Annotated in this window: 21 protein-coding genes; 11 read left to right on the forward strand and 10 right to left on the reverse strand. The window is 66.2% G+C overall.

Annotated elements, in window-relative coordinates; translation table 11 throughout:
• Nucleotides 1-45 precede the first annotated feature (45 nt).
• The 6 genes from KNW02_RS12485 to pqqA form a co-directional block, all read right to left on the reverse strand.
• Nucleotides 46-819, reverse strand: coding sequence for a quinoprotein dehydrogenase-associated SoxYZ-like carrier (locus KNW02_RS12485; RefSeq protein ID WP_216033609.1), 774 nt, complete (start codon nucleotides 817-819; stop codon nucleotides 46-48).
• Nucleotides 820-822: 3 nt separating this feature from the next.
• Entirely contained in the window at nucleotides 823-1,959 is a 1,137-nt protein-coding gene (pqqE, locus tag KNW02_RS12490) for a pyrroloquinoline quinone biosynthesis protein PqqE (RefSeq protein ID WP_216033610.1), read from the reverse strand.
• Nucleotides 1,956-2,267 carry a pyrroloquinoline quinone biosynthesis peptide chaperone PqqD gene (gene pqqD / locus KNW02_RS12495; protein WP_216033611.1) on the reverse strand — a complete coding sequence of 104 codons (312 nt, stop codon included), beginning with the start codon at nucleotides 2,265-2,267 and terminating at the stop codon, nucleotides 1,956-1,958. Before pqqD ends, pqqE begins: the two co-directional genes overlap by 4 nt.
• Nucleotides 2,264-3,016 (reverse strand): pyrroloquinoline-quinone synthase PqqC, encoded by a 753-nt coding sequence (gene pqqC, locus KNW02_RS12500; RefSeq protein ID WP_348524725.1) that lies wholly within the window; start codon nucleotides 3,014-3,016, stop codon nucleotides 2,264-2,266. The genes pqqD and pqqC overlap by 4 nt, the downstream gene beginning before the upstream one ends.
• A complete protein-coding gene (gene pqqB / locus KNW02_RS12505) occupies nucleotides 3,013-3,894 on the reverse strand; it encodes a pyrroloquinoline quinone biosynthesis protein PqqB (protein WP_216033612.1) in 882 nt (293 codons plus the stop codon). The genes pqqC and pqqB overlap by 4 nt, the downstream gene beginning before the upstream one ends.
• Nucleotides 3,895-3,964: 70 nt before the next feature.
• Nucleotides 3,965-4,057: a pyrroloquinoline quinone precursor peptide PqqA gene (gene pqqA, locus KNW02_RS12510; protein WP_076522366.1), complete on the reverse strand. Its 93-nt coding sequence runs from the start codon at nucleotides 4,055-4,057 to the stop codon at nucleotides 3,965-3,967.
• Between the two features lie 139 nt (nucleotides 4,058-4,196).
• Here pqqA and KNW02_RS12515 point away from each other — a divergent pair, with 139 nt between their 5' ends.
• The 11 genes from KNW02_RS12515 (at nucleotide 4,197) to argC (ending at nucleotide 16,917) form a co-directional block, all read left to right on the forward strand.
• Complete coding sequence (locus KNW02_RS12515) at nucleotides 4,197-5,255, forward strand: quinoprotein relay system zinc metallohydrolase 2 (RefSeq protein WP_216033613.1); 1,059 nt, start codon at nucleotides 4,197-4,199, stop codon at nucleotides 5,253-5,255.
• 89 nt (nucleotides 5,256-5,344) lie between these two features.
• On the forward strand, nucleotides 5,345-6,700 hold the full coding sequence (locus KNW02_RS12520; RefSeq protein WP_252733801.1) for an ABC transporter substrate-binding protein: 1,356 nt from the start codon (nucleotides 5,345-5,347) through the stop codon (nucleotides 6,698-6,700).
• Between the two features lie 78 nt (nucleotides 6,701-6,778).
• Nucleotides 6,779-7,774 (forward strand): carbohydrate ABC transporter permease, encoded by a 996-nt coding sequence (locus KNW02_RS12525; RefSeq protein WP_216033614.1) that lies wholly within the window; start codon nucleotides 6,779-6,781, stop codon nucleotides 7,772-7,774.
• On the forward strand, nucleotides 7,774-8,907 hold the full coding sequence (locus KNW02_RS12530; RefSeq protein WP_216033615.1) for a carbohydrate ABC transporter permease: 1,134 nt from the start codon (nucleotides 7,774-7,776) through the stop codon (nucleotides 8,905-8,907). Before KNW02_RS12525 ends, KNW02_RS12530 begins: the two co-directional genes overlap by 1 nt.
• Nucleotides 8,908-8,920: 13 nt before the next feature.
• A complete protein-coding gene (locus KNW02_RS12535; RefSeq protein WP_216033640.1) occupies nucleotides 8,921-10,444 on the forward strand; it encodes an alpha-amylase family glycosyl hydrolase in 1,524 nt (507 codons plus the stop codon).
• A gap of 15 nt (nucleotides 10,445-10,459) precedes the next feature.
• The gene (locus tag KNW02_RS12540) at nucleotides 10,460-11,623 is read left to right on the forward strand and encodes an ABC transporter ATP-binding protein (RefSeq protein ID WP_216033616.1); all 1,164 of its coding nucleotides are present in this window, start codon (nucleotides 10,460-10,462) and stop codon (nucleotides 11,621-11,623) included.
• Between the two features lie 86 nt (nucleotides 11,624-11,709).
• On the forward strand, nucleotides 11,710-12,660 hold the full coding sequence (locus KNW02_RS12545) for a GAF domain-containing protein (RefSeq protein WP_216033617.1): 951 nt from the start codon (nucleotides 11,710-11,712) through the stop codon (nucleotides 12,658-12,660).
• Nucleotides 12,661-12,796: 136 nt separating this feature from the next.
• A complete protein-coding gene (gene adh, locus KNW02_RS12550; RefSeq protein ID WP_216033618.1) occupies nucleotides 12,797-14,323 on the forward strand; it encodes an aldehyde dehydrogenase in 1,527 nt (508 codons plus the stop codon).
• A 119-nt stretch (nucleotides 14,324-14,442) separates the two neighbouring features.
• On the forward strand, nucleotides 14,443-15,468 hold the full coding sequence (gene adhP, locus KNW02_RS12555; RefSeq protein WP_216033619.1) for an alcohol dehydrogenase AdhP: 1,026 nt from the start codon (nucleotides 14,443-14,445) through the stop codon (nucleotides 15,466-15,468).
• Between the two features lie 131 nt (nucleotides 15,469-15,599).
• The gene (locus tag KNW02_RS12560; protein ID WP_216033620.1) at nucleotides 15,600-15,929 is read left to right on the forward strand and encodes a DUF779 domain-containing protein; all 330 of its coding nucleotides are present in this window, start codon (nucleotides 15,600-15,602) and stop codon (nucleotides 15,927-15,929) included.
• Nucleotides 15,930-15,999: 70 nt separating this feature from the next.
• Nucleotides 16,000-16,917 (forward strand): N-acetyl-gamma-glutamyl-phosphate reductase, encoded by a 918-nt coding sequence (gene argC, locus KNW02_RS12565; RefSeq protein WP_216033621.1) that lies wholly within the window; start codon nucleotides 16,000-16,002, stop codon nucleotides 16,915-16,917.
• A 50-nt stretch (nucleotides 16,918-16,967) separates the two neighbouring features.
• Here the strand turns inward: argC and KNW02_RS12570 are convergent, their stop codons facing one another.
• The 4 genes from KNW02_RS12570 to KNW02_RS12585 are packed head-to-tail and all read right to left on the reverse strand — an operon-like array spanning nucleotide 16,968 to nucleotide 20,560.
• Nucleotides 16,968-18,086, reverse strand: coding sequence for an ABC transporter permease (locus KNW02_RS12570; RefSeq protein WP_216033622.1), 1,119 nt, complete (start codon nucleotides 18,084-18,086; stop codon nucleotides 16,968-16,970).
• Nucleotides 18,083-18,997 carry an ABC transporter ATP-binding protein gene (locus KNW02_RS12575; RefSeq protein WP_216033623.1) on the reverse strand — a complete coding sequence of 305 codons (915 nt, stop codon included), beginning with the start codon at nucleotides 18,995-18,997 and terminating at the stop codon, nucleotides 18,083-18,085. Before KNW02_RS12575 ends, KNW02_RS12570 begins: the two co-directional genes overlap by 4 nt.
• Entirely contained in the window at nucleotides 18,994-19,935 is a 942-nt protein-coding gene (locus KNW02_RS12580; RefSeq protein WP_216033624.1) for an HlyD family secretion protein, read from the reverse strand. The genes KNW02_RS12575 and KNW02_RS12580 overlap by 4 nt, the downstream gene beginning before the upstream one ends.
• Entirely contained in the window at nucleotides 19,928-20,560 is a 633-nt protein-coding gene (locus KNW02_RS12585; RefSeq protein WP_216033625.1) for a DUF1956 domain-containing protein, read from the reverse strand. Before KNW02_RS12585 ends, KNW02_RS12580 begins: the two co-directional genes overlap by 8 nt.
• Between the last annotated feature and the right edge of the window lie 45 nt (nucleotides 20,561-20,605).

Here is a 20,605-nt window from a genome sequence, read left to right on the forward strand (position 1 = left end):
ATGCCGCCCCTGTCTGCCCCGCGCAACCGCTTCGTTTGCCCGAACCTATCCAGCCACGTCGAAGGTGTTGTCCCAGACACGGCCGTCCAGATCCTCGGCATGGACGCTGATCGGCTGGCCGTTCGGCTTGTATGCGAAGCGAAACACCGGATCCTCGCTGACCGAGATGCCCGCCTTCATCGAGAACAGCAGCTGATCGCCCTGCCGCACCTCCAGCGTGTCGATGAAATTCGCCGGAATGTTCAGCAGCGTCACCTGATCGCGCTGCAGGCCCGAGAACATCGGATGCCGGATCATCAGGGTGCCGATCGTGCGGCCGTCCCGTTCGGCGCTTTTCCAGCGCATCTCGCCCATGCTTGCCTCGACCGCGGCCATGTCCTTGCCCGCCGGGGCCGAGCAGCCGCCCGAGGCCTTGACAAAACGGCCGGCCATGATCCTGCCGCCATCCGCCTGGGTCCCGATGGCGCGGACGCCGGAATAGGCATCGACGCGCACGCGGATCTCGAAATCCAGCGGCATGAGCGCGGCCCCGAAGGCGTATTCGGCCGCGACCGGGGCCGGGTTCTCATCGATCACCAGGGTCAGGCCGATCAGTTCCGGTGCATCGGGTGCCTGGGTCAGCCGGATCGGCACGATGGCCGCGTCATTGGCGCGGATCGGTGCGCCCAGATCCAGAACATCCGCGTTGACCGGTGGCTCGGCGGTCAGCCCGATCACCGTTTCGCGCAGATCGTTCCACGTCTCCGAGGGTTGCAGCGGGTTCTCCTGCGCCCAGGCGGGCGAGGCCAGCGCAAGGGCGGCGACAAGCCATGCCTTCATCACTCATCCTCCCTTCTTCATGCGCCGATAAGTGAACCCGGTCTCGACGGCGGCCGCATCCTCCTCGGCCCGTGCCACCACCTGCGCATGCAGCGGCGATCGCGAACAGACCGGATCGGTGGCCCGCGCATCGCCCGCCAATGCCATAGCTTGGCACCGGCAGCCGCCGAAATCCACGGTTTTCCGCTCACAAGAGCGGCACGGCTCGGGCATCCATGCGGTGCCGCGGAAGGCGTTGAAGCTGTTCGACAGGCGCCAGATATCGCCAAGGCTTCGCTCGCGGGCGTTCTCGAAGCGCATCCACGGGATCGAGGCGGCGGCGTGGCAGGGCAGCACCGTCCCGTCGGGCGCGACATTCAGCCCGGTCGAGCCCCAGCCGCCCATGCAGGCCTTGGGGTGGATGGCGTGATGATCGGCGGGCACATAGTCGATCACCATCCGGCCGCGCAGCCGGATGCGAGCGTCGTTGACCACGCGACGCGCAAAACCGGCCTGTTCGCGCGTGGGCATCAGCGCCGCTCGGTTCAGGTCGGCCCAGCCGTGGAACTGCACCGTCGCCACCTCGATCCGCCTTGCGCCCAGGGTTTCGGCCAGGTCGATCATGTCCGGCAGCCGCTCCATGTTCTGGCGGTGAACCACGGCGTTGATGGTCAGCGGAAAGCCGATTTCGGCCACCCAGCCGGCAAAGGCCATCTTCTTGCCCCATGATCCGGGGTGACCGCTGATCCGGTCGGCCATGTCGGGGCGGATGCCCTGCAGCGACAGTTGCACGTGATCGACCCCGGCCTGGTCCAGTTCCTCAAGCCGGGCGCGGGTGATGCCGATGCCCGAGGTGATCAGGTTGACGTAAAGCCCCGCCGCGCGCGCCGAGGCCACGATCTGCGCCAGATCGCGCCGCGCGCCGGGCTCGCCGCCCGAGACATGGACCTGCAGCACCCCAAGCGCCGCCGCCTCGCGGAAGATGCGGGCCCAGTCCTCAGGCGGCATCTCGGCCGCGGCGCGGGTCAGCTCGACCGGGTTCGAGCAATAGGGGCAGGCCAGCGGGCAGCGATGCGTCACCTCGGCCAGCATCGCCATCGGCAGGCCCGGGGTGACCGGATGGCCGTCGAGGTCGCGGGCTTCGGCGGGCAGGTCCTTCATGGCCGGTCCCTGAGGAACACCATGCGACGTTCGATCAGCCCGGTCAGGAAGTCGCGCATGTCGCCGGCGATCCGCTGTTCGGGGGCGTTGTAGCGCGCGGCCAGATCGCGGGCGATGGCGGCCATGCTGCGATGGCCGTCCAGTTCCGACAGGATGGCGTCGCCGATGGCGTCCAGTTGCATGGCGCGCTCGGGCGCCTGCAGCACGCGGATGCCGCGCACCCGGTCATCTTCCAGCCGCACGCCGCGCGGCAGAAAGGGAATGTCCCCGGCCGCGATCAGGGGGGCGGGGCGTGCGGGCGCGTTCATGTCGCCATCCCCTCGCCGGGCCGCCACGCGCCGGGGGGGATGTTGCCCTCGACATAGCCGTGCCACAGCGCATCCAGCTGCGCCCACAGCACATCGGTCTTGAAGACCAGAGCCGCCGCCGCGGCATCCTGCTTCTCCCTGGTGTCGGCATGGGTCAGCACATAGTCGAGGCCGAATTTCACGTCCCCGGGCGCCTCGGTCAGCCGCTTGCGGAAATAGGCGAGGCTGGTGTCATCGGCGAAATCGTAATGCGCCAGCAGCCCCTCGATCCGCTGTGCATGAATTTTGGGCGCGAACAGTTCGGTCAGGCTGGCGGCCACCGCATCCAGCAGCGGCATGTCGCGGACGAACCGGACATAGGCATCCACGGCAAAGCGCGTGGCCGGCATGATGCCCTTGCCGCCGGCGACGTAATCGGGATCCAGCCCGACCGCGCGGGCCAGCGCCAGCCAGCGGCGGATGCCGCCACCCTCGGCGATCCCGCCATCGTGATCCTCGATCCGCTTGCGCCAGGCGCGGCGCAGGTCGGGATCCTCGACCCGGGACATGAAGGCCGCGTCCTTCATCGGGATGCGCGACTGGTACATCCAGCGATTGATGACCCAGGCGCGTACCTCGTCGGGGGTGCAGCCGCCGCCGTGCAGGCGCGCGTGGAAAGGGTGGCGGTCGTGGTAGCGCTCGGCCCCGATGGCGCGCAGGCGGGCCTCGAAATCCTCGCGCGATTGCGCCTGGTCCTGGATGTCCTTCACAGCGTGATCTCCATGCCGTCGCGGCCGATCTGCCAGCCCCGCGCCGCCGCCTCGGCGGCCTGCGGGCTGGCCGGGTCGGTCAGCGGGTTCGAGTTGTTCATATGGACGAAGACGCGGCGGCCGATGGGCAGGTCGGCCAGCGCCTCGATGGTTTCGGTCACCGGCATGTGGCCCATGCGGCGGCCGGTCTTCCGGCCAAGGCCTATGCGGATCATCTCGTCATCCTCCCACAGGGTGCCGTCGAACAGCAGCGCATCGGCGCCGGCGATGCGGTCCCCGAGCCAGCCCGGCATCGCGGCGCAGCCGGGGATATAGAGCGCGCGGCGACCCCCGGCGCGCAGTTCCACGCCAACGGTGGTTTCGCCGACAAGGCCGGTCTCGACCACCTCGCCCTCCTGATAGAGCGGCACCTTGCCCGGCACGGCGAACAGGGTGGCGCTGAGGCCGGGGGCAAGGTCGATGGTCTCGTCCAGCGTCACCGTCTGGCGCGGCACCAGATCGGCCTGCAGCGCCGCCAGCATCGGGTTGGCGGCCAGCGCGTCATGGATGGCCCCGGTGGCGAACAGCGCGAAGGGCTGGCTTTCGCGCAGGGTCAGCAGCCCGGCGACATGGTCGATATCGCCATTGGTCAGCAGCACCGAATGAAGCGGCATCTGCCGCAGCCCGGTCGGATGCAGCGCGCGGGTCGCGGCCAGCTGCGCGCGGATATCGGGCGAGGCGTTCAGGATCGCCCACGCCCGGCCATCGGCACTGACCGCGACGGAACTCTGCGTCAGCGACGGAATCCGGCCCGCGCGGGCGGCGTCACAATTGTCGCAGCCGCAATTCCACTGAGGCAGGCCGCCCCCTGCCGCGGCGCCTAGGATGATGATGTGCATTGCGTGTCAAACCAAACGACCCTGTCCGAGGGGATCAGACAGGGCCGTCTAAAGTCCGTTTCCCGAAGGGTCAGAACAGGACGGGCTCGTCCTCGGCCGGGGCATACATGTTGATTTCCATGCCGCAGGCGATTTCCTTCAGGGTCGGTTTGGTCCATGCCATGTGCTTCTCCTCCAAAAAGCGTTGCCGCCAGTTTGCGGCTGGATTTCATGATAGATGAGGGGCAGGATGGGTCAACAATACTAAGGTCGCAGGTCCGAATATACGGGCCGCATCAGTCCTTTACCGGGAATGCTCGGCAATGTTCCAACTGATCTTGACCGCCTGTCTTGCCGTCTCTTCCGCGGTCTGCGCGCCGATCCTGCTGCCCGCCGGAGAAGCCGCCAGCCTTGATGCGTGCAAAGCCACGGCGGCGCGAATCAGCCAGGCCTGGCTGGCCGAGCGCCCGACGCTGACTGGTGGGGCATCAACCTGCCTGCCGGTTTCCGACCTGCCGTCGCTGCCCCTGCAGCAGATCGCACCGGGGGTTTTCGTCTACGAGGGAAGCCCGGTGCAGATGGAGGATACGGGCGATGGCCGGATCGCCAATCTGGCCGTGGTGATCGGCGAGAGATCGGTTGCGGTCATCGACAGTGGCGTGTCGCGCGCTCAGGGACAGGAGTTCTATGCGGCGATCCGGGGCTTGACCGATCTGCCCGTCAGCCACCTGATCCTGACGCATATGCATCCCGATCACGTCTTCGGCGCGTCGGTGTTCCGCGAGGCCGGCGCGCAGATCCTGGGCCATGCCGCGCTGCCGCAGGCGTTGGAGCTGCGGGCGCAGACCTATCTCGACAATATTGCCCGTCTCTATCCGCCCGCGACGGTCCTTGGCACGGAAACGGTTCTGGCCGAGACGACGGTCGAGGATCGGCTGGAGATCGATCTGGGGCGGCGGCGGCTGACCCTTGCCGCCGCGCCGGTGGCCCATACCGACAATGACCTGACCGTGTTCGATCACGAGACCGGAACGCTGTTCGCGGGAGACCTGCTGTTTCGCGATCTGACGCCGATCCTTGACGGATCGCTTTCGGGATGGCTGCAATGGGGAGATGTGCCGCCGGATCCGATGCCGCGTCTGGTTGTGCCCGGACATGGCCCGGTGGCGGCGAACTGGGCGCAGGCGGTCACGCCGCAACAGGCGTTTTTGAAAGCGCTTGAGGAAGAAACGCGGGCACAAATTCGGGACGGCATCCCCATGTCGAGTGCCGTGTCACAGATCGTTAACAGGCTGGAAAAAATGGCTGAATATTGGAACGCCTTTCCCGAATCGGCAGCCCGCAACGCGACCGCAGCCTACAAGGAACTGGAATGGGAATGATAAGCGTTTGACAAAAAAACGCCACTACGGCATTGTTAGCGTTAACGGCCAGTCTCCACGGTGATTCTGGCGCAAAGAGGGAGGAAGACTTGAAACAAGCGATGTTGGCGACCGCCGCCGCTGCGGCCCTGCTGGCGGGTTCGGCGCAGGCGGAACTGGTGATCGAGCCGGGCAGCGATGACCGGATCAACTGGCAGAGTCTCGAGGATTTCAAGGCGGCGCATGGCGATCTGGCGGGACAGGAATTCACCGTCCTGGGTCCCTGGCTTGGCCCCGACCAGGAACTGTTCACCTCGGTCATCGCCTATTTCGAAGAGGCGACGGGCGCGACGGTCAACTATTCCGGCTCGGACAGTTTCGAGCAGCAGATCGTCATCGACAGCGAGGCCGGATCCCCTCCCGATGTCGCGATCTTCCCGCAGCCGGGGCTGGCAGCGGATCTGGCGCGGAAGGGCCATCTGAAACCGCTGGGCGAAGAAACCGCCGCCTGGCTGGCCGAGAATTATGCCGCCGGCGAAAGCTGGGCGGCGCTGTCAAGCTATGCCGGCGCCGACGGGCAGACGCAGCTTTTCGCCTTTCCCTACAAGGCCGATCTGAAATCGCTGGTCTGGTATGTGCCCGAGAATTTCGAGGACGCGGGCTATGAGGTGCCCGAGACCTATGAGGATCTGAAGGCGCTGACCGAACAGATCGCGGCCGATGGCGAAACGCCCTGGTGCATCGGACTGGGCTCGGGCGGCGCGACCGGCTGGCCCGCGACCGACTGGGTCGAGGATCTGGTGCTGCGCCTGCACAGCCCCGAGGATTACGACGCCTGGGCCACCAACGACCTGCCCTTCAACGATCCAAAGATCGTTGCCGCGATCGAGGAATTCGGCTGGTATGCGAAGAATCCCGATTTCGCCGCCGGAGGCCCGGGTGCGGTGTCCGCCACCGACTTCCGCGACAGTCCCAAGGGTCTCTTTGACAGCCCGCCGGCCTGCTACATGCATCGTCAGGCCAGCTTCATCCCCTCGTTCTTCCCGGACGGCGTGGTGATGGGCGAGGACGCGGATTTCTTCTACTTCCCCGCGCCGGCCGATGGCAGCAAGGGCCAGCCGGTCATGGGCAGCGGCACATTGTTCGCGGTGCTGTCTGACAACCCGGGCGCAAGGGCCTTCATCGAGTTCCTGAAGGTTCCGGCCGCGCATGAAATCTGGATGACGCAGACCGGCTTCCTGACCGCCTATACCGGCGTCAATGCCGAGGCCTATGGCGATCCCACCCTGGCGAAGATGGGCGAGATCCTCACCAATGCGACCACCTTCCGTTTCGATGGTTCGGATCTGATGCCGGGCGCGATCGGCGCGGGGGCCTTCTGGACCGGCATGGTCGATTTCGTCGGCGGCAAGTCGGCTCAGGAAGTGGCGGATGCGATCCAGCAGACCTGGGCGACGCTGAACTGAGATCTTGACCTGAACCGGCAACCGGCGCGGCGGCAGGGCTGATCCGCCGCCGCGCCCCGCAAGACAGGGGGAGGAGAGATGGAACTGTTCTGGCTGGCCGTCAGCACGATCGCCATTGGCGTCTTTGGCTGTGTGGCCTGGTTCTGGGGATCGAACATGGTCCTCGATGCGGTTTATCCGCCGCGTGGACCCCGTGCGGGCGACAATATCCGCAAGGCAAGCATGATCCGGCCGTGGCTGTTCCTGGGACCGGCGATCCTGTTTTTGGGGCTGTATCTCGTCTATCCCGTCTTCGACAGCCTGTGGCGGTCGCTGCACAACTCCGATGGCAGCCGCTTCGTCGGCCCCGGCAACTACATCTGGGCCCTGGGCGACGGCAAGTTCCGCGAATCCATGCTCAACAACATGCTGTGGCTGCTGGTCGTGCCGGCGCTGGCGACCCTGTTCGGGCTGATCGCGGCGCAGCTGACCGACCGGTTGAAATGGGGCAATATCGGCAAATCCCTGATCTTCATGCCGATGGCCATCAGCTTTGTCGGGGCCGGCGTGATCTGGCGGTTCATCTACGAATACCGCGAAGCCGGCGAGACCCAGATCGGGCTGCTGAACTGGATCGTCACCAGGCTGGGCGGTGATCCGCAGATCTGGCTGACGCTGATCCCGTGGAACAACTTCTTCCTGATGATCGTGCTGGTCTGGATCCAGACCGGGTTCGCCATGGTCATCCTGTCCGCCGCGCTGCGCGGCATCCCCGAAGAGACGATCGAGGCGGCGATCCTCGACGGCGCCTCGCCCCTGCAGGTGTTCTTCAGGATCAAGGTTCCGCAGATCATGGGCACGATCGCCGTGGTCTGGACGACCATCACCATCGTCGTGCTGAAGGTCTTCGATATCGTCTTCGTCATGACCAACGGGCAATGGGGGACGCAGGTGCTGGCCAATCTGATGTATGACTGGATGTTCCGCGGCACGCCCGATTACGGTCGCGGCTCGGCCATCGCCATGGTGCTGATGATCCTCGTCACGCCGATCATGATCTGGAACATTCGCAACGCCCGCAAGGAGGGTCGCTGATGGAGGGCATGGCCGGACAGAAATCCTCCCTGACATGGGTGGTGAACATCTCAGCCTTCCTGCTGGTGCTGCTATGGACGATCCCGACGCTGGGACTTTTCGTGTCCTCCTTTCGGGATCGTGACCAGATCGCGGCCAGCGGCTGGTGGCAGTCCTTCTCGGCCGCCGAGGCGACCGGCTTCGTGCGCACCGGCACGGATGCTGACGCGGTGCAGGTCGATGGGCGCTATGTCATCGAGGGAACGGTGCTTGAGGGCGAACAGGACCTTGTCGGCTGGGGCATCCGTGCCCGCGAACCCGCGGCCTTCGCCCCCGGCGAGATGACCGAGATCGAGGACGGATGGCAGCTGACCGTGAATGAGGATGGCAGCTATCGGCTGGTCTCGGACGCCCCGTTCGAGATGCGCCGGGGCGAGCGGATCTTTACCACCACCACGGTGCCGCCAAAGTTCACCACCGGCAACTATCAGCGGGTGCTGACGGCCGAGGGGCTGGGCCGCGCCTTCATGAACACGCTGACGGTGACGATCCCGGCCACGGTGATCCCGATCCTGATCGCCGCCTTCGCCGCCTACGCGCTGGCCTGGATGGAGTTTCCCGGCCGTGCGCTGCTGACCGCCGCCGTGGTCGGGCTGCTGGTCGTGCCGCTGCAGGTGGCGCTGATCCCTCTCCTGCGGCTGCATAACGAATTGGGGATCGGCAAGGGATATCTCGGCATCTGGCTGGCGCATACCGGATTCGGGCTGCCGTTGGCGATCTATCTGCTCAGGAATTACATGGTCGGCCTGCCGCGCGAAGTGATCGAAAGCGCCCGTGTCGATGGCGCCACCGAGTTCCAGATCTTCCGCCGCATCATCCTGCCGCTGTCCTTCCCGGCGCTGGCCAGCTTCGCGATCTTCCAGTTCCTCTGGGTCTGGAACGACCTGCTGGTGGCCACCGTCTTCCTGGGCAATACCCGCGAGCAGCTGGTGATGACCGGGGTGCTGCGCGAGCTGATGGGCTCGAAGGGTGGTGAATGGGAAATCCTCGCGACATCGGCGTTCATCTCGATCGCGGTGCCGCTGATCGTCTTCTTCGCAATGCAAAAATATCTGGTCCGCGGCCTGCTGGCCGGTTCCGTGAAGGGTGGCTGACTTGAACGACAATATGAATGATTGGTGGAGAGGCGCGGTCATCTACCAGATCTATCCGCGCAGCTTTCAGGACACGACCGGCGACGGGATCGGCGATCTGGCCGGGATCACGCAACGCCTGCCCCATGTGGCCTCGCTGGGGGTGGATGCGATCTGGATCTCTCCTTTCTTCACCTCGCCGATGAAGGATTATGGCTATGATGTCAGCGACTATCGCGGCATCGACCCGTTGTTCGGCACGATGGAGGATTTCGACCGGCTGATCGGGCGTGCCCATGAACTGGGCCTGAAGGTGCTGATCGATCTGGTCATGTCGCATACCTCGGACCAGCACGAGTGGTTCCGCGAAAGCCGCGCCAGCCGCGACAATGCCAGGGCCGACTGGTATGTCTGGGCCGATCCGAAGCCGGACGGTACGCCGCCGACCAACTGGCTGTCGATCTTCGGCGGCCCGGCCTGGCAGTGGGACGCGCGGCGCGAACAGTATTATCTGCACAACTTTCTGACCTCGCAGCCGGATCTGAACTTTCACAACCGCGAGGTTCAGGACGCGCTGCTGGACATGGCCGGCTTCTGGCTGGACAGGGGTGTGGACGGGTTTCGCCTCGACACGATCAACTTCTATTTCCACGACGCGCGGCTGCGCGACAACCCGCCCCTGCCGCCCGAACGGCGCAAGGCCGATACCGCGCCCGCGGTCAATCCCTACAACCACCAGAGCCACCGATACGACAAGTCGCAGCCCGAGAACCTGGCGTTTCTCGAGCGCTTTGCCGCCGCGCTGAAGCCGCGCGGTGCCGTGGTGGTGGGCGAGATCGGCGACAGCGAGCGTGGGCTGGAACTGCTGGAGGAATATACCGGCGTGCCGGGCCGGGTGCAGATGTCCTATGTCTTCGACTTCCTGTCCGGCGATGACCTGAGCGCCGACCGCATCGTGCAGGTCTTTGCAGACATGCAGGCGGTGGCGCCGAATTCCTGGCCCTGCTGGGCGATGTCGAACCATGATGTGGTGCGCCATGTCAGCCGCTGGAACCTGTCCGACGAGGCCGCGAGGGCCTATGCCACGGTGCTGATCTGCATGCGCGGCTCGGTCTGTCTCTATCAGGGCGAGGAACTGGGGCTGCCCGAGGCCGACCTGCAGTTCGAGGATCTGCGCGATCCCTACGGCATCGAGTTCTGGCCTGAATTCAAGGGTCGCGACGGCTGCCGCACGCCGATGGTCTGGGACGGCTCGGAAAACGGCGGCTTCTCGACCGGCAAGCCCTGGCTGCCGGTGCCCGAGGCGCATCTGCCGCGCAGCGTGGCCGCGCAGGACGCCGAGGCGCAGTCGCTCTTGCATCACTACCGCCGTGCGATCGGGCTGCGCCGCGACTATCCGACGCTGCGCTCGGGCAGCATGACCGGGATCGGGGCCGAGGGGGCGGTGCTGTCCTTCCGTCGCGCCGACGACCGGCAATCGCTGAGCATCCGCGCCAATCTTTCCGACAGTGCGGCGGGCGGGCTGGCGCCCTGGCAAGTTCAGATCATCGAGGATTAAGGGAGGAAGACCGGGATGGCCGATCTGAAACTCACGAATGTCGCGAAGTCCTATGGCGATGTGGATGTGCTGAGGAACATCGACCTCGACATTGCTTCGGGCGAGTTCATCGTCTTCGTCGGCCCGTCGGGCTGCGGAAAATCCACGCTCTTGCGGATGATTGCCGGGCTGGAGCGGATCACCGGCGGGACGCTGGATATCGGTGGCCAGCGGATGAACGACATCCCGCCCAGCCAGCGCGGCATCGCCATGGTGTTCCAGTCCTATGCGCTTTACCCGCACATGACCGTGCGCGACAACATGGCCTTCGCGCTGAAGATCGCCGGCCAGTCGAAAGAGCAGATCCGCGAGGCCACCGACCGTGCCGGCAAGATGCTGCAGCTGACCCCCTATCTGGACCGGCTGCCCAAGGCGCTGTCGGGCGGCCAGCGTCAGCGGGTCGCCATCGGCCGGGCCATCGTGCGCGATCCGCAAGTCTATCTGTTCGATGAGCCGCTGTCGAACCTCGACGCCGCGCTGCGGGTCGCCACCCGGATCGAGATCGCGCAGCTGAAAGCCTCGATGCCCGATCGCACGATGATCTATGTCACCCATGACCAGACCGAGGCGATGACGTTGGCGGATCGGATCGTGGTGCTGGCCGGCGGGGGAATCGCCCAGGTCGGTGCGCCGCTGGAGCTTTATGAGCGGCCGATGACCGAATTCGTGGCGCAGTTCATCGGCTCGCCGGCCATGAACCTGCTGCCGGGCAGGGTCTCGGCCACCGGCGATCTGACCACGGTGACGCTGGATGGCGGCGGTGTGGCGCATGTGGCGATTCCGACCCGCGCCGGCGACGAGGGGATCCGCGTGAATGTGGGCATCCGCCCCGAAGACATGCGCGAAACCGAGGGCGAGGCCCTCTTCGAGGGAAAGGTCGATCTGACCGAAGCCCTGGGCGAGGTGACGCTGCTGTATTTCGGGACGCAGGGACAGCAGGTTCCGGTCATCGCCAAGCTGCCCGGCATCCATCCCGGCCTCAGCGGCCGCAGCGTGCGGCTGACCGCCGATCCCGGCGCGATGCACCTGTTCCATGAAGGCCGCTCGCTTCTCTATCGGGATGGTGTCGCGCTGCCGCCCTATGCGCCTCGGGCCGCGGCCGCGCCGGATCATGCGGGGGGCGCGTTCTCGCAGGCCTGATCCCGTCCGACCCGCCGCGGGCACGACTAAAGTCTTAAAACACCGGCGCGCGCTTCTGCTATACTCTCTGCTGCGGGGGAGAACACATGATTCAACGCAGCCACGCGGATCTGGTGGTCGAGCAGTCGCGGTCGAAATCCGCGACCTCGGCACTGGCCGCCTCATGGCGTCGGTCGATGATGCGATACGGGCTCGATCCGGCGGATCGGAGCCGGCCCGGCCGGCTTTCGCAGCCCGAACTGGCCGCGCGCCGGCAGGCGATGGAACACTTCCTGCATCTCGCGGGCCCGCAACTGGACCAGCTTCACCACATTGTCGGCCTGTCGGGATGCAACGTCCTGCTGACCGATGCCGAGGGCGTTGTGCTGGACCAGCGCATGAGCGATTCCGACGCCGCCCAGTTCCGTGACTGGGGGTTGTGGCAGGGTGCCGACTGGTCCGAAATGGCGCAGGGCACCAATGGCATCGGCACCTGTCTGGCCGAGGGCCGGCAGGTGACCATTCACCGGGCCGAGCATTTTCATACCCGCAATATCGGCCTGTCCTGCATGGATGCGCCGATCTGGGGGCCGGACGGGCGGCTGCTGGCGGCGCTGGATGTCAGCTCGGCCCGGGCCGACCAGACCGAACCCGGCAACCGGCTGATCGGGGCGCAGGTCGCGCAGGCGGCCCGCGCCATCGAGACGATCTTCTTCCGCGCCAGCTTTCCCGAGGCGCGGATCGTGCTGGCCTCGGATGACCCTGTGGACACGGCGGCCCTTCTGGCGGTGGACAAGGACGACCTGGCGGTCGGCGCGACGCGTGCCGCCCGTCGCGTGCTGGGGCTGGAACGCGAGGGCGCGATACGACCGCGCCCGGCCGCCGATCTGCTGGGCCGCAGCGACGAGTTGAAGGGATTCGACAAGGCCGAGCGCGCCGCCGTCGCGCGGGCGCTGGCGCGGGCCGAGGGGAATGTCTCGGCCGCCGCAAGGGCGCTTGGGATCGGCCGGGCGACGATGTATCGCCGCATGACCCGGCTGGGTCTGACCGGAAAATAGCCTCGACTGTCTCACGGCTGAGACAGGCAGCCCCATGCGGCACCAAAGTCGACATTGCTTTGCGGCATATGCGCGTCAAGCTATGCCCCATCGCCCGAAGACAGAGGACTTCGGGACCGTTCAGAGGAGGAAACCAATGCCGAACGATCAAGCACACGAGTTCAAGGGCGTGGGCGTGCTGCCCTTCGCCAAGCGTTACGACAACTTCATCGGCGGCCAGTGGGTCGCGCCGAAATCCGGCAAGTATTTCATCAACACCACCCCGATCACCGGGGGCGAGATTGGCGAGATCGCGCGCTCGAATGCCGATGACATCGAGGCCGCGCTGGATGCAGCCCATGCCGCCAAGGACAAATGGGGCCAGACCTCGGCCGCCGAGCGCGCGAATGTCCTGAACCGGATCGCCGACCGGATGGAAGCCAACCTGCAACTGCTGGCCACCGCCGAAACCTGGGACAACGGCAAGCCGATCCGCGAGACGATGGCGGCCGACCTGCCGCTGGCGGTTGATCATTTCCGTTACTTCGCCGGTGTCCTGCGCGCGCAGGAAGGCGGGATCTCGGAAATCGACCACGACACCGTCGCCTATCACTTCCACGAGCCGCTGGGCGTGGTCGGCCAGATCATCCCGTGGAACTTCCCGCTGCTGATGGCGACCTGGAAGCTGGCGCCGGCACTGGCTGCGGGCAACTGCGTGGTGCTGAAACCGGCCGAGCAGACCCCTGCCGGGATCATGGTTCTGGCCGACCTGATCGGCGACCTGCTGCCGCCGGGCGTGCTGAACATCGTGAACGGCTTCGGTCTCGAGGCCGGCAAGCCGCTGGCCTCGAACCCGCGCATCTCGAAGATTGCCTTCACCGGGGAAACCACCACCGGCCGGCTGATCATGCAATACGCGGCCGAGAACCTGATCCCGGTGACGCTGGAACTGGGCGGCAAATCGCCCAACATCTTCTTCGAGGATGTGGCCCGCGAGGATGACGACTACTTCGACAAGGCGATCGAGGGCTTCGTGATGTTCGCGTTGAACCAGGGTGAGGTCTGCACCTGCCCGTCGCGCGCATTGATCCACGAATCGATCTATGACCGCTTCATGGACCGTGCGCTGAAGCGCGTGCAGGCCATCGTGCAGGGCGATCCGCGCGACAGCGCCACGATGATCGGCGCGCAGGCCTCGAGCGAGCAGAAGGAAAAGATCCTCAGCTATTTCGACATCGGCCGCAAGGAAGGTGCCGAGGTGCTGACGGGCGGCGAAGCGGCCGATCTGGGCGGCGAACTGTCCAGCGGCTACTACATCAAGCCGACCGTCCTGAAGGGCAACAACAAGATGCGGGTCTTCCAGGAGGAGATCTTCGGCCCGGTCGTGTCGGTGACCACCTTCAAGGATCAGGACGAGGCGCTGTCGATCGCCAATGACACGCTTTATGGTCTGGGCGCCGGTGTCTGGTCGCGTGAGGCCAATACCTGCTACCGCTTCGGTCGCGCGATCAAGGCGGGCCGGGTCTGGACCAACTGCTACCATGCCTATCCGGCCCATGCGGCCTTCGGCGGCTACAAGCAGTCGGGCATCGGCCGGGAAAACCACCGCATGATGCTGGATCACTATCAGCAGACCAAGAACATGCTGGTCAGCTATAGCCCGAAGAAGCTGGGCTTCTTCTAAGGCCCGAACCGGCCAGCCAGGCGGGGCGCCGGACGCGCGCCCCGCCACCCGTCAGCAGCGACATTCCAATTCTACAACCGCCGCGGCAGGCCATTGCCGCGCAAGGCAAGGATTACCCGATGAGCAAGACCATGAAGGCTGCCGTTGTCCGCGAATTCGGCAAGCCGCTGACCATCGACGAGGTGCCGGTGCCCGAACCCGGCCCCGGCATGATCCAGGTTCGGATCAAGGCTTCAGGTGTCTGCCATACCGACCTGCATGCCGCCGAGGGCGACTGGCCGGTGAAGCCCAAGCCGCCCTTCATTCCGGGCCACGAGGGCGTCGGCTTCGTCTCTGCCGTCGGCGCGGGCGTCAGGCATGTAAAGGAAGGCGACCGCGTGGGCGTGCCCTGGCTTTATTCCGCCTGCGGTTTCTGCAAGCACTGCCTCGGCGGCTGGGAGACGCTGTGCGAAAGCCAGCAGAACACCGGCTATTCGGTCAATGGCGGTTTCGCGGAATATGTCGTGGCCGATCCGAACTATGTCGGCCATCTGCCGGCAAATGTGGATTTCGCCGAGATCGCTCCGGTGCTGTGCGCGGGCGTCACCGTCTACAAGGGGCTGAAGGTGACCGACACCAAGCCGGGCGACTGGGTGGCGATCTCGGGCATCGGCGGGCTGGGCCATATGGCGGTGCAATATGCCAAGGCCATGGGCCTGAACGTCGCCGCCGTCGATATCGACGAGGAAAAGCTGGCGCTGGCGCGCAAGCTGGGCGCGACGGTGACCGCCAATGCCATGACCGAGGATCCGGTGGCCAAGATCCGCAAGGAAACCGATGGCGGCGCGCAGGGCGTTCTGGTCACCGCGGTCAGCCCCAAGGCGTTCCAGCAGGCGGTGGGCATGGTCTCGCGCGGGGGCACGGTGTCGCTGAACGGGCTGCCGCCGGGGGATTTCCCGCTGGATATCTTTGGGATGGTGCTGAACGGCGTGACCGTGCGCGGCTCGATCGTCGGCACCCGGCTGGATCTGCAGGAATCGCTGGATTTCGCCGGCGACGGCAAGGTCAAGGCGACGATCCACAAGGCGAAGCTCGAGGAAGTCAACGACATCTTCGCCAGGATGCACAAGGGCCAGATCGAGGGCCGAATGGTCATGGAGATCTGATTTCCGCGAGGCTCGCCCGGCTTTTCCGGTTTCCGCAGCAACTGGAATTTCGCGGCGGGATCGGCCACAATCGCGGGACCGGCGCGCCGGGGATCGGTGCCCGGCCCGCCACGCGCAAGGAGGAGGACGCCATGGGCACGGTCACAGCCACCCCCGCAGCCCTGCAACTCATCGACGAGATCGTCGCGGATCACGGCCCGGTACTGTTTCACCAGTCCGGCGGCTGCTGTGACGGCTCCAGCCCGATGTGCTATCCGCAGGGCGATTTCAAGGTCAGCGAGCGCGACGTGAAGCTGGGCGAGATCGGCGGTGCGCCCTTCTATATCTCGGCCAGCCAGTACGAGACCTGGAAACATACCGACCTGATCATCGACGTGGTGCCCGGACGCGGCGGCATGTTCAGCCTGGATAACGGCCGTGAAAAGCGCTTTCTGACCCGTTCCGAGATCTGCTCGATCTGAGGCCCGGCCGCGATTGTGGCGGCACCGGGCTTCGCCTATAAGCGGCGCTGATCGCATCGGAGGTCTGGGCATGGCATATAGCATCTTCATCGACGGCGAGGCCGGCACCACGGGCCTGCAGATCCGCGAGCGGCTGGAAGTGCGCCCGGACATCGCCCTGATCCAGATCGACCACGAGCTGCGCAAGGATGCCGGCGCGCGCCGCGCAGCCTTTGAACAGGCCGATGTGGCGATCCTTTGCCTGCCCGATGACGCCGCGCGCGAGGCGGTGGAACTGGCCCGCGATCTGGACGTGCGGCTGATCGACGCCTCGACGGCGCATCGGGTGCATGACCGCTGGGTTTACGGCTTCCCGGAACTGTCCGGCCATATCCGCGACCAGATCGCCGGGGCGCGGCTGGTCAGCAATCCCGGCTGCTATTCCACCGGCTCGATCGCGATTCTCGCGCCGCTGGTCGCCGCCGGGCTGATCGATGCCGACGAGCCCTTGGCGATCAACGCCGTCAGTGGCTACACCGGCGGCGGCAAGGCGCTGGTCGCGGAATACGAGGACGGCGCCGCGCCGGCCCATTTCGTCTATGGGCTGAATCAGCGTCACAAGCATATCCCCGAGATCATGGCCCATACCGGCTTGCTGGTGCAGCCGGTCTTTGCCCCCTCGGTGGGCAATTTCGCGCAGGGCATGGCCGTGCAACTGCCGCTGCATCTGGACGATGACCGCTCGCTTGCGGCCCTGTTCGAGGCGCTGGCCGATCACTATGCCGGGCAGCAGTTCGTGCAGGTCGTGCCGGCCGAGCAGATCGGCGCGCGGATCGTCCCGACCGCGATGAACGGCAGCAACGTCATGCAGATCAGCGTGCATGGCGATGACGAGGGCGGCTGCGCGACGGTGGTGGCGGTGCTGGACAATCTGGGCAAGGGCGCCTCGGGCGCGGCGGTTCAGAACCTCAACATCATGCTGGGTCTGGACGAGGACGAGGGCCTCTGATCCGCCCCGGTTCGGCATGAAGACCTGACGGATCGGCGCAGAGCCGCACCTCAGTCCAGCGTCTTGCGAAAGCGGAACAGGGCCAGCGTGCCCAGCACCACGGCCATGATGGCGAGGGCGAGGAAATGGCCGGCGACATCGCCCGGCTGCGCGCCCTTCAGCATCACCGCCCGGACCAGGCGCAGCAGATGCGTCACCGGCAGGACCTCGCCCAGAACCTGCGCCCAGCCGGGCATGCCCCGGAACGGAAACATGAAGCCGGACAGCAGGACCGAAGGCAGGAAGATGAAGATCGACAGCTGCATCGCCTGCATCTGTGTCCGCGCCATGGTCGAGATCAGGTAGCCCAGCAATACCAGCACCAGCACGAAGGCGAGAACCCCCGAGAACAGCAGCCAGGGCGAGCCGATGAAGGGCACGTCGAAGATCATCCCGGCGGCGCCGATGATGACCAGCATCTGCACCGCGCCGACGCCGATGAAGGGGGCGATCTTGCCCAGCATGATCTCGGCCGGGGTGGCGGGCATGGCCAGCAGGTTCTCCATCGTGCCGCGCTCGATCTCGCGGGTCAGGGCCATCGAGGTCATCATCACCATGGTCATCTGCAGGATGATGCCCAAGAGACCCGGCACGATATTGTACTGGGTGATGCCCTCGGGGTTATAGCGGCGGTGGACGACGATCTCCGGGCCGGGGGCCGAACTGGCGGGCTGGCCCAGTTCGCGCCGCAGCGCCTGGGCGCCGACGGTGCCAAGGGTCGAGATCGCGCCCGAGGCAGCGGCCGGGTCGGTGGCATCGGCTTCGATCAGCATCTGCGGGCTTTCGCCGCGCAGCAATCGCTCGCCGAAATTGCCGGGCACTGTGACCACGAAGGCGACCTGCCCCTGGGACAGCAGCCGTTCCGCCTCGGCGGCGGTGGCATCGGGGGCGACAAAGCGGTAGTATCCGGTGTTTTCCAGCGCCACGCTCATGGCGCGGGTGAACCGATCCTGTACCGGTGCGACAAGGGCGGCAGGCAATTGCTTGGGATCGGTGTTGATGGCGAAGCCGAACAGCAGAAGCTGCATGATCGGCACCGCCAGCATCATCGCGAAAGTGACGCGGTCGCGCCGCATCTGGATGAATTCCTTGCGCAGAAGCGCGCCAAGCCGGATCAGCGAAAGGCTCATCGGATATTGTCGTCCGACTGGCCCATCAGGCGAATGAACACGTCTTCGAGGCTGGTCTCGGCGGCCGTGCCGGTTGCGTCATGCGCCGCCAGCGCGGCGCGCAGTGCGGCGGGGTCGCTGCCGGTCACATGCAGCGAGGTGCCGAAGGGTTCGACCTGATCGACGCCCGGCGCCCGTCGCAACCGCGCCGCCAGTTGACCGGGCTCGGCCGTCTCGACGGTCAGCGTGGTCAGGCCGGCATTCGCGATCACCTCGGCCACCGTGCCCGAGATCACGAGCCGGCCATAGGCGATATAGTGGATGCGGTGGCAGCGCTCGGCCTCGTCCATGTAATGGGTCGAGACAAGCACGGTCATGCCGCCGGCGGCGCGCTGATGGATCTCGTCCCAGAACTGCCGTCTTGCCTTGGGGTCGACGCCCGCCGTCGGCTCATCCAGCAGCAGAAGCCGGGGCTTGTGCATGATGCAGGCCGCCAGTGCCAGCCTCTGCTTCCAGCCGCCGGACAGGCTGCCGGCCAGTTGCCGTCTGCGCGAGGTCAGGCCCAGATCGGCCAGCGTGTCGGCCACCACCTGCCGCGGCAGGTGATAGAGACCGGCGACGAAGTTCAGGTTCTCTTCGATCGAGAGGTCTTCGTAGAAGGAAAACCGCTGGGTCATGTAGCCGACCTGCCGCCGGATCTGGCGCTGATGCCGCAGAACGTCCAGCCCCAGAACGGTGCCCGTGCCCGCATCCGGGGTCAGCAGCCCGCAGATCATGCGGATGCAGGTGGTCTTGCCCGATCCGTTGGGCCCCAGAAAGCCGGCGATCTCGCCGCCCGCGACCTGCAGCGAGACATCATCGACGACCTTGCGGCCGCTGAAGGATTTGGTCAGCCCGTGGATGCTGATCGCGGTTTCGGGGATCGCGGTCATGGCAGGGGACCGATATCGACGATCTGGCCGGGTTTCAGCAGCGTATCCCCGTCGGGGCGGGCCTCGACCAGATAGACCAGCTTCTGCCGTGCCGCGCGCGAATAGATCACCGGCGGGGTGAACTCGGCCCGGTCGGCAATATAGGTGACGGTGGCGGTGGACGGTGTGCAACCGTCGCAGGTGATCGGCAACTCGTCGCCCACCGCGATCGAGGACAGTTCGGCCTCGGGCAGATAGAGTCGCAGCTTGACGGCACCATCGGGCAGATAGCCGAGAACCGGCGCCGCCGGCCCCGCCACCTCACCCGGCCGGCGCAGGATATCAGTGACGATGCCCGGCGCCCCGGCCGTCAGTTGGCGCTGTGTCAGGTGCCAGGCCGCCGCATCGCGACTCGCTTCGGCCTGGGCAAGCGCCGCCTGCGCCGCCGCGATCTGATGCGGTCGGGCCGGCAGTTGCGCGGTCGCAAGCCGGGCCTCGGCTTCGGCGACGGCGGCGGTGGCCATGTCGGCGGCGGCGCGGGCCGCATCCAGTTGCGCCTGTGACGTGACGCGCTGTGTCAGCAATCGTTCCTGTCGTTCGGCCTCGCGCGCGGTGCGGCCCGCCTGAGCCTCGGCCGAGGCCAGGGCCGCCTTGATGGCTGCCAGTTCCGGCTCGCGGCTGCCCTGTTCCAGATTGGCCAGATCGCTTGCGGCCCGGTCGCGGGCGGCCTCGGCCGCGGCCAGCGCGATGCGGGCATCCTCCTCCTCGACCGCGGCCAGAAGCTGGCCCGGTTGCACCCGGTCGCCGCGGCTGACCTCGAGCCGCGTGATCCGGGCGGTGGTCAAGGGTGCGATCTGGACATATTCGCCTTCGACATAGCCGGTGGCCAGCGAGGCCGTGCCCTGGCAATGCGGCAGCAGCGCGGCCAGAAAGCCGATGGCGCAAAGCAGATCAGCCATGGCCGTCTCCGATCATTGCCTCGAGATTGTCCAGAACCTGCCGGGCGATCGCCCGCGCAGCACCGGGCGTATAGTCGGACCAGCCCATGCGGCGTTGCACGATGGGTGCGGCCAGCCGGAAATAGAAGGCCTGACCGATCAGCGAGAACACGGCCAGCTTGACCGCGTCCGCCTCGGCCGGGCGCCCGGTCGCCAGCGACCAGAGCTGGCAGAGCGCGCGGTGCCGCGGTTCGACCAACTGGCTGTAGAGACGGTCGAGGACCGGGCTGTCGGGCTGGGCCAATTCGCGCAACATGAAGGCCACGGTGTCCTGCGCCTCGGAGTTCAGGACGAGAAAGCAGACCACGCGCCGCATGAGGCGCCGCAGCGTTGCGCGGGCCATCGCCGGGCTGGCGTCGCCGGGGATCTGTGCCAGCGGGCGCGAGATCAGGACGATCCGCTGCGCCACCATGTCGGCACAGGCCATGCGCAGCCCTTCCTTGCCGCCGAAATGGTAGGCGATCGAGGAAATGTTGGTTTCTGCCGCGGCGGCGATGGCGCGGGTCGAGGCGGCGTCGAAGCCGTCACGGCCGAACTGGCGCATCGCTGCGTCGATCAGGGCCAGCCGGGTTGGATGCTGCTCCATCTGGGATTCCTGTATCAATCGATTGATTTATACGCCGGCAGATGT

It is taken from the genome of Paracoccus marinaquae (genome assembly GCF_018860165.1).
Lineage (GTDB): Bacteria > Pseudomonadota > Alphaproteobacteria > Rhodobacterales > Rhodobacteraceae > Paracoccus > Paracoccus marinaquae.